A 6,767-nucleotide genomic window follows, 5' to 3' on the forward strand; every position below is an offset into this window, starting at 1 on the left:
CCCAGGGGCACCGGCCAGCGGACGCTTGCAGCCATGAACCAGCAGATCCTGTCGCAAGACGAAGTGGATGCCCTGCTGCAGGGCATCACCGGCGAGAGCCAGAAGCTCGAGCAAGAGGAGGCGCCCACCTCGGGCATCCGCAGCTACGACCTGGCCAGCCAGGAGCGCATCGTCCGTGGCCGCATGCCGACCATGGAGATCATCAACGAGCGCTTTGCCCGCAATGTGCGCGTGGGGCTGTTCAACATGATCCGGCGCTCGCCCGAGGTGAGCATCGGCGGCATCAAGGTGCAGAAGTACAGCGCCTTCCTGCGCGAGATCGTGGTGCCCACCAACTTCAACATCGTGCAGGTGCGGCCGCTGCGCGGCTCGGGCCTGATCGTGTGCGATCCGAGCATCGTCTTCGCGGTGATCGACGCGCTGTTCGGGGGCACGGGCAAGTTCCACACCCGCATTGAGGGCCGGGACTTCTCGGCCACCGAGCAGCGGGTGATCGAGCGCCTGGTCGAGGTCATCATCGCCGAGTACAAGAAGTCCTGGCAGGGCATCTACCCCCTGGAGCTGGACTACCAGCGCAGCGAGATGCAGCCGCAGTTCGCCAACATCGCCACGCCCAGCGAGGTGGTGGTGGCCACCTCCTTCACCCTGGAGCTGGGGGATGTGTCGGGCTCGGTGCACATCTGCATCCCGTACTCCACCATGGAGCCCATCCGGGACGTGCTGTATTCCTCCATGCAGGGGGATTCTGTGGAGCCCGACCACCGCTGGGTCAACCTGCTCAAGGACCAGATCCAGTCGGCCGAGCTGGAGCTGGTGGTGGAGCTGGGCACGGCCCCGGCCACGGTGGAGCAGCTGCTGGCGCTCAAGCCGGGGGATTTCATCGAGCTGGACCTGGAGCCGCTGATCCAGGCCAAGGTGGATGGCGTGCCGGTCATCAGCTGCCACTACGGCACCTCCAACGGCAAGTACGCCCTCAAGGTGGAACAGATGCTGACCGGCGCCACGCTGGGTTGGCTGGGAGAACGAAATGGCGGATGACGCCGGCACCGAACAGGACGACATGGCCGATGCCTGGGCGGCCGCGCTGGCGGAGTCCAAGGCCGCCACCCAACCCGAGGTGGCCTCCGAGGTCACCGCCACCGAGCAGGTGGCGCCCGCCGCGTTCACCAACTTCTCCGCCCCGCCCACCGGCGCGGGCGGGGCGCCGGTGAACGACATCAACATGATCCTGGACATCCCGGTGCAGCTCACCGTGGAGCTGGGCCGCACCCGCATCCCCATCAAGAACATCCTGCAGCTGGCGCAGGGCTCGGTGGTGGAGCTGGACGCGCTGGCCGGCGAGCCCATGGACGTGCTGGTCAACGGCTTTCTCATTGCCCAGGGCGAGGTGGTGGTGGTCAACGACAAGTTCGGCATCCGCCTGACCGACATCGTCACCCCCAGTGAGCGCATGCGCCGGCTCAGCCGGCTCTGAGCGTCATCTGCCCGTCCGTCTGCCTCCGCCCCGCCCATGAATCCCTCCGTCAATCCCGCCGATGCCGGCCCCAGCCTCTGGCCCCTGGCCGTCTTCGTGGGCGTGCTGGTGCTCATCCCGCTGGTGCTCTGGGCGCTGCGCCGCAGCGGCCTGGGTGGCCGCTTCGGTGCGCCCGGGCTGATGCGGCCGGTCTCGGCCCTGGCCCTCTCGCCCACCCAGCGCCTGATGGTGGTGGAGGTGGGGCAGGGCGCGCGTGCGCAGTGGCTGGTGCTGGGCGTCAGCGCCGACCGCATCCAGCACCTGGCCACGCTGGAACCCCAGCCGGCGGCGGCGCTGGCGGCCGGGGCGGCCGCCGGGGCGGCGGCGCCCACGGTGCAGGCCCTGATCGACCGCTGGCGTCAGGGCCGTGACCCCCAGGAGCCGTCATGAGGTCTTCCGTTCCCACCCTGGGCGCGCGTCGGCTGGCCGCCGCCAGCGCGGCGGCCGCCGGCCGGCGGCGCCGGCGTCTTCTGGCCTGGATGGCCGCCCTGGCCATGATCCTGCTGACCGGGGTGGCCCTGGCCCAGCCCACCGCGCCGGCGCCGCCGGCCGGCGCCGCGCTGCCGCTGCTGGTGGGGCAGGGGGCGGGGGGCACCAGCTACTCGGTGCCCATCCAGACCCTGCTGTTCTTCACCGTCCTGGGCTTCCTGCCGGCCATGCTGCTGATGATGACGGGCTTCACCCGCATCGTCATCGTGCTGTCGCTGCTGCGCCAGGCCCTGGGCACACAGGCGGCGCCGCCCAACCAGGTCATCCTGGGGCTGAGCCTGTTCCTCACCTTCTTCGTCATGTCGCCCACGCTGGACAAGGTCTACCAGCAGGCCTGGGTGCCCTACCAGAGCAGCCAGATCGACGTGGTCGAGGCCCTGCGGCGTGCCGAGACCCCGATGCGCGAGTTCATGCTGCGCCAGACGCGGCAGGCCGATGTGCAGCTGTTCTCGCGGCTGGCGCGGGTGGACCCTGCGGTCCCCGGCGATGCTGTGCCCATGAAGGTGCTGATCCCCGCATTCGTCACCAGCGAGCTGAAAACCGCCTTCCAGATCGGCTTTCTCATCTTCATCCCTTTCCTGGTGATCGACATGATCGTGGCCAGCGTGCTGATGAGCCTGGGGATGATGATGCTTTCGCCGGTGTTGGTGGCGCTGCCCTTCAAGCTCATGCTCTTTGTGCTCGCCGACGGCTGGAACCTGCTGCTGGGCTCGCTGGCCGCCAGCTTCGCCACCTGAACCTGCAACCTCAAGGCCAGGAGGCCGACATGGACGTCTCACAAGTCTTCACACTGGGCCAGCAGGGCCTGATGGTGCTGCTCAAGGTCTCCGCGCCCATGCTGCTGGTGGTGCTGGCCGTGGGCATCGTGGTCAGCATCTTTCAGGCCGTCACCCAGATCAACGAGGCCACCCTCACCTTCGTGCCCAAGCTGCTGGCGGCGGTGGCGGTGATGGCGGTGGCCGGCCCCTGGATGATCATGAGCCTGATCGACTACCTGCGCGCCATGCTGCTGGCCATTCCCAACGCGGCGGCCGGCTGAAACGGGCCCGCGGAGCACTGCCATGATGGGGCTCGACGAGCAGCAGATCCTGGCCTGGCTGACGCCGGTGCTCTGGCCGTTCCTGCGCGTGCTCGCCCTGTTCCAGGTCATGCCGGTGCTGGGCCAGCGCATCGTGCCTACCCGGGTGCGGGTGGCGCTGAGCCTGCTCATCGGCATGGCCGCCTCCACCGCCGTGCCGCTGCCGCTGCACGAGGGCCGACCCATTCCCCTGGACGCTGCGCTGGCCGTGCCCCTGGTGCTGCAGCAGCTGCTGGTGGGCTGGACGCTGGGCTTTGCGGTGCGCATCGTCTTTGCCGCGGTCGAGTTTGCCGGTGAAGTGGCCGGCCTGCAGATGGGCCTGAACTTCGCCGGCTTCTTTGACCCGCTGCTGGCCAGCCAGGCCACCGCCACCAGCCGCTACTTTGGCAACCTGGTGAGCTTTCTGTTCATCGCCGTGGGGGGGCACCTCACCGTGCTGGCGGCGGTGGTGCAGAGCCTGCAGGCCGTGCCGGTGGCGCCCGATCCGCTGGGCTTCATCCTGCAACTGCAGCCCTGGGTCTGGGGGGCGGAGGTTTTCCGCCTGGGCCTGTGGATCGCGCTGCCGCTCATCGGCCTGATGCTCATGGTCAACCTCATGCTGGGCATCGTCTCGCGGGTGGCGCCGCAGGCCAACATCTTCTCGCTGGGATTTCCCGTCACCCTGAGCGTCGGCCTGCTGGGCATGGTGGCCATGCTGCCCAGCCTGCAGACGCCATTTCTCGCAGCGCTGGAACGCCTGCTCTCACCTTTTCAGTGAGCCCCGCCATGCGCCTGCCTGAGGACCTCAGCCGCCACACCGCCCTGGTCGTGGAATACAACCCCACCACCCGCAGCATCCTGTGCGGGCAGCTGCGCGAGCTGGGCTACGGCCAGGTGCTGCAGAGTGGGCGTGCCAGCGAGGCGCGCAAGACCCTGGAGTACCGTCAGGTGGACCTGGTGCTGTGCGAGATGGACTTCCCTGGCGAGACCCGCGGCGGCCAGCACCTGCTCGACGAGCTGCGCCGCGAACAGCTCCTGCCCTGGTCCACCGTGTTCATCATGGTCACCGGCGAGCGCCGCTACCACCAAGTGGCCGAGGCCGCCGAGGCGGCCCTGGACAGCTACCTCATCAAGCCCTTCACCGCCCAGGCCCTGGCCGACCGCATCACCCAGGCCCGCCGCCGCAAGGTCGAGCTCAAGGAGATCTTCACCGCCATGGAGGCGGGCGACTATGAGACCGCCGCCCGCCACTGCCTGGAGCGTTTCCTGGAGCGCCGGCGCTACTGGCTCTACGCCGCGCGCCTGGGCGCCGAGCTGTTCCTGCGCATCGGCCAACTGGACAAGGCCCGCCTGATGTTCGACGCCGTGGTGGCCACCCAGGCCCTGCCCTGGGCGCGCCTGGGCATTGCCCGGGTGCAGCTGGAACAGCAGCAGACCGCAGCGGCCATGGGCACGCTGGAGTCCCTGGTCTCCGACGATCCGGGCTATGCCGATGCCTATGACGTGCTGGGCCGCGCCCAGCTCTCCCTGGGCCAGCTGGAAGAGGCCCTGGCCACCTGGCAGCGGGCCGTCAGCCTGACCCCGGGGGCGGTGCGCCGCCAGCAGACCCTGGGCATGCTCGCCCTGGCCCTGGGCCAGACCGAGGTGGCGGGCAAGGCGCTGGAGCGTGCGGTCATCCTGGGCCATGGCAGCAAGCTTTTTGACCCGCAGACCCTGGTCTCGCTGGCCCTGCTGCGCACCCGCGAGCGCGACAGCAAGGCCGTCAACCGCTGTGCCAGCGACCTGCAGCGCCTGCGCGAGCGCGACCCCGACGACCTGCGGCTGCGACGCATGGCCCAGGTGGTGCAGGCCCTCGAACTGATGTTGGCGCGCCAGCCGGCCAAGCTGGTGGAGGTGCTGCGCCACCTGGCCGCCGAGATCCTGCGCCCCGACTTCGACGTCGAGATCGCCTGGAACCTCACCAGCCTGCTGGCCCTGCTGGTCTCGGCCGAGGTGCAGCTGCCGGCGGCCGACGAGTGGGTGCTGCAGGTGGGGCTGCGCTATTGCGGCAACCGCGCCGTCACCGAGCTGCTGGCCCAGGCGGCCGCCCAGCATCCGCGCCATGCCGAGGTGCTGCGCCACTGCCACAGCCAGGTCGTGGCCGCGGCCGAGAAGGCCATGGGCCTGAGCGTGCGGGGCCGCAAGCCTCAGGCCTTGCAGGCCCTGCTGCGCCAGGGCTCGGGCACGCTCAACGCCAAGTTCTCCGATGCCGCCGCCGGCCTGCTGACCGCCTATGGCCAGAACATGCCCGAGGCCCCGGCCTTGCAGGCCGAGCTGGACGCCCTGCTGGCCCGCATGGGCCGGCGCAGCCAGAGCCTGCCGGAGTTTGGCCAGCAGGGGGGCACCGGCGGCGGCCTGCGCCTGCGCACCGCCGGCGGCTGAGCCCTGCCCGGCGGCGGCCGGGCGGGTGGCGCTGAACAGCACCGCCACGGGCCGGCTTATCGCCCCCATGGCCCGGGCCGCGGCCGGGCAGCATGGGCACTGCCATGGCCGATTCCGCCCAAGACCGCAACTTACCCGCCTCAGACAAGAAGAAGCAGAAGGCCCGAGAGGACGGCAGCCTGCCGCGCTCGCGCGACCTGGGCCACTTCCTGTCGCTGCTCATCGGCGGCCTGGCCCTGATCACCGGCGCGGGCCCGCTGGCCAGCTGGTCGCGCCAGCTGCTGGAGCAGGCGCTGCGCTTTGACCGCCACACCGCCGTCGAGCCCGTGCGCATGGGCGAGCGCTTCACCGAGCTGTTCCTGGGCGCCCTGTGGATCGTGCTGCCCCTGGGCCTGCTGATGATTGCCGCGGGCTTCCTGACGGCCTTGCTGGCCGGCGGCTGGAACGTCAGCGGCAAGGCCGTGCACCCCGACTTCAGCCGCGCCAGCCCGCTGGCCGGCGTGGCCCGCCTGTTCTCCAAGCAGCACCTGGTGGACGTGGCCAAAATGTGGATCATGGCCGGCGTGCTGGGCACCGTGGGCGCCTTCTACCTGAGGGCCCGCTGGGGCGCGCTGGCCGGCCTGCTGGCCGAGCCGCTGCCCTCGGCCCTGGCCCACCTGGGCCTGCTGCTGACCGACGGTTTCCTGCTGCTGCTGGTGGTGCTGGGCCTGTGGGCCCTGATCGACGTGCCGCTGCAGAACCACCTCTGGCTCAACCGCCTGAAGATGAGCCACGAGGAAGTCAAGCAGGAGCACAAGGAAGCCGAGGGCAGCCCGCAGGTCAAGGGCCGCATCAAGGCCCGCATGCGCGAGATGGCCAAGAAGCGCATGCTGGCTGTGGTGCCGCAAGCCGATCTGGTGGTGATGAACCCCACCCACTACGCTGTGGCGCTGAAGTACGACGAGGCCAGCGGCCGCGCACCCATGGTGGTGGCCAAGGGCACCGACGCCCTGGCGCTGAAGATCCGCGAGGTGGCCGAGGACAGCCGCGTGCCGGTGCTGCAGTCGCCCCCGCTGGCCCGGGCCCTGTACGCCCACTGCGAGCTGGACCGCGAAATCCCGGCCGTGCTGTTTGCCGCCGTGGCCCAGGTGCTGGCCTGGGTCTACCGCCTGCGGCAGGACCCGGCGCAGCGCTGGACGCCGCCGCAGGTGGCCGTGCCCGCCGACATGGACCCGCACGCCCTGGGGGCCCGCCCGCCCAGCGCCCGGGACGGCCGCAGCGCCGCCGCCGGCCCGCAGGCCGTGGCCG

The 6,767-nt window shown here is 70.4% G+C and carries 8 protein-coding genes; all 8 read left to right on the forward strand.

Annotation, left to right across the window (positions count from 1 at the left end):
* Window positions 1-33: 33 nt before the first annotated feature.
* Window positions 34-1,038, forward strand: a complete 1,005-nt coding sequence (gene fliM, locus G3A44_RS14650) for a flagellar motor switch protein FliM (RefSeq protein WP_163458291.1) — start codon at window positions 34-36, stop codon at window positions 1,036-1,038.
* The gene (fliN, locus tag G3A44_RS14655) at window positions 1,028-1,474 is read left to right on the forward strand and encodes a flagellar motor switch protein FliN (protein ID WP_163458293.1); all 447 of its coding nucleotides are present in this window, start codon (window positions 1,028-1,030) and stop codon (window positions 1,472-1,474) included. Before fliM ends, fliN begins: the two co-directional genes overlap by 11 nt.
* A 36-nt stretch (window positions 1,475-1,510) precedes the next feature.
* Entirely contained in the window at window positions 1,511-1,903 is a 393-nt protein-coding gene (locus G3A44_RS14660) for a FliO/MopB family protein (RefSeq protein WP_163458295.1), read from the forward strand.
* A gap of 89 nt (window positions 1,904-1,992) precedes the next feature.
* The gene (gene fliP / locus G3A44_RS14665) at window positions 1,993-2,739 is read left to right on the forward strand and encodes a flagellar type III secretion system pore protein FliP (RefSeq protein WP_163458317.1); all 747 of its coding nucleotides are present in this window, start codon (window positions 1,993-1,995) and stop codon (window positions 2,737-2,739) included.
* Window positions 2,740-2,768: 29 nt separating this feature from the next.
* On the forward strand, window positions 2,769-3,041 hold the full coding sequence (gene fliQ, locus G3A44_RS14670) for a flagellar biosynthesis protein FliQ (protein ID WP_163458297.1): 273 nt from the start codon (window positions 2,769-2,771) through the stop codon (window positions 3,039-3,041).
* A 22-nt stretch (window positions 3,042-3,063) separates the two neighbouring features.
* Window positions 3,064-3,837, forward strand: coding sequence for a flagellar biosynthetic protein FliR (gene fliR, locus G3A44_RS14675; protein WP_163458299.1), 774 nt, complete (start codon window positions 3,064-3,066; stop codon window positions 3,835-3,837).
* Window positions 3,838-3,845: 8 nt separating this feature from the next.
* Window positions 3,846-5,480 carry a response regulator gene (locus G3A44_RS14680; RefSeq protein ID WP_163458301.1) on the forward strand — a complete coding sequence of 545 codons (1,635 nt, stop codon included), beginning with the start codon at window positions 3,846-3,848 and terminating at the stop codon, window positions 5,478-5,480.
* Window positions 5,481-5,584: 104 nt separating this feature from the next.
* A partial coding sequence (locus G3A44_RS14685; protein ID WP_163458303.1) for an EscU/YscU/HrcU family type III secretion system export apparatus switch protein occupies window positions 5,585-6,767 on the forward strand: 1,183 nt, incomplete at its 3' end.

The sequence above is a fragment of the Ideonella livida genome (assembly GCF_010499455.1).
Lineage (GTDB): Bacteria > Pseudomonadota > Gammaproteobacteria > Burkholderiales > Burkholderiaceae_C > Ideonella > Ideonella livida.

What these genes read in the sequence shown, in the direction of transcription:
- fliM (WP_163458291.1), top strand. Translation starts at nt 34, where the DNA reads ATGAACCAGCAGATCCTGTCGCAAGACGAAGTGGATGCCCTGCTGCAG.
- fliP (WP_163458317.1), top strand. Translation starts at nt 1,993, where the DNA reads ATGGCCGCCCTGGCCATGATCCTGCTGACCGGGGTGGCCCTGGCCCAG.
- fliQ (WP_163458297.1), top strand. Translation starts at nt 2,769, where the DNA reads ATGGACGTCTCACAAGTCTTCACACTGGGCCAGCAGGGCCTGATGGTG.
- fliR (WP_163458299.1), top strand. Translation starts at nt 3,064, where the DNA reads ATGATGGGGCTCGACGAGCAGCAGATCCTGGCCTGGCTGACGCCGGTG.
- G3A44_RS14660 (WP_163458295.1), top strand. Translation starts at nt 1,511, where the DNA reads ATGAATCCCTCCGTCAATCCCGCCGATGCCGGCCCCAGCCTCTGGCCC.
- G3A44_RS14680 (WP_163458301.1), top strand. Translation starts at nt 3,846, where the DNA reads ATGCGCCTGCCTGAGGACCTCAGCCGCCACACCGCCCTGGTCGTGGAA.
- fliN (WP_163458293.1), top strand. Translation starts at nt 1,028, where the DNA reads ATGGCGGATGACGCCGGCACCGAACAGGACGACATGGCCGATGCCTGG.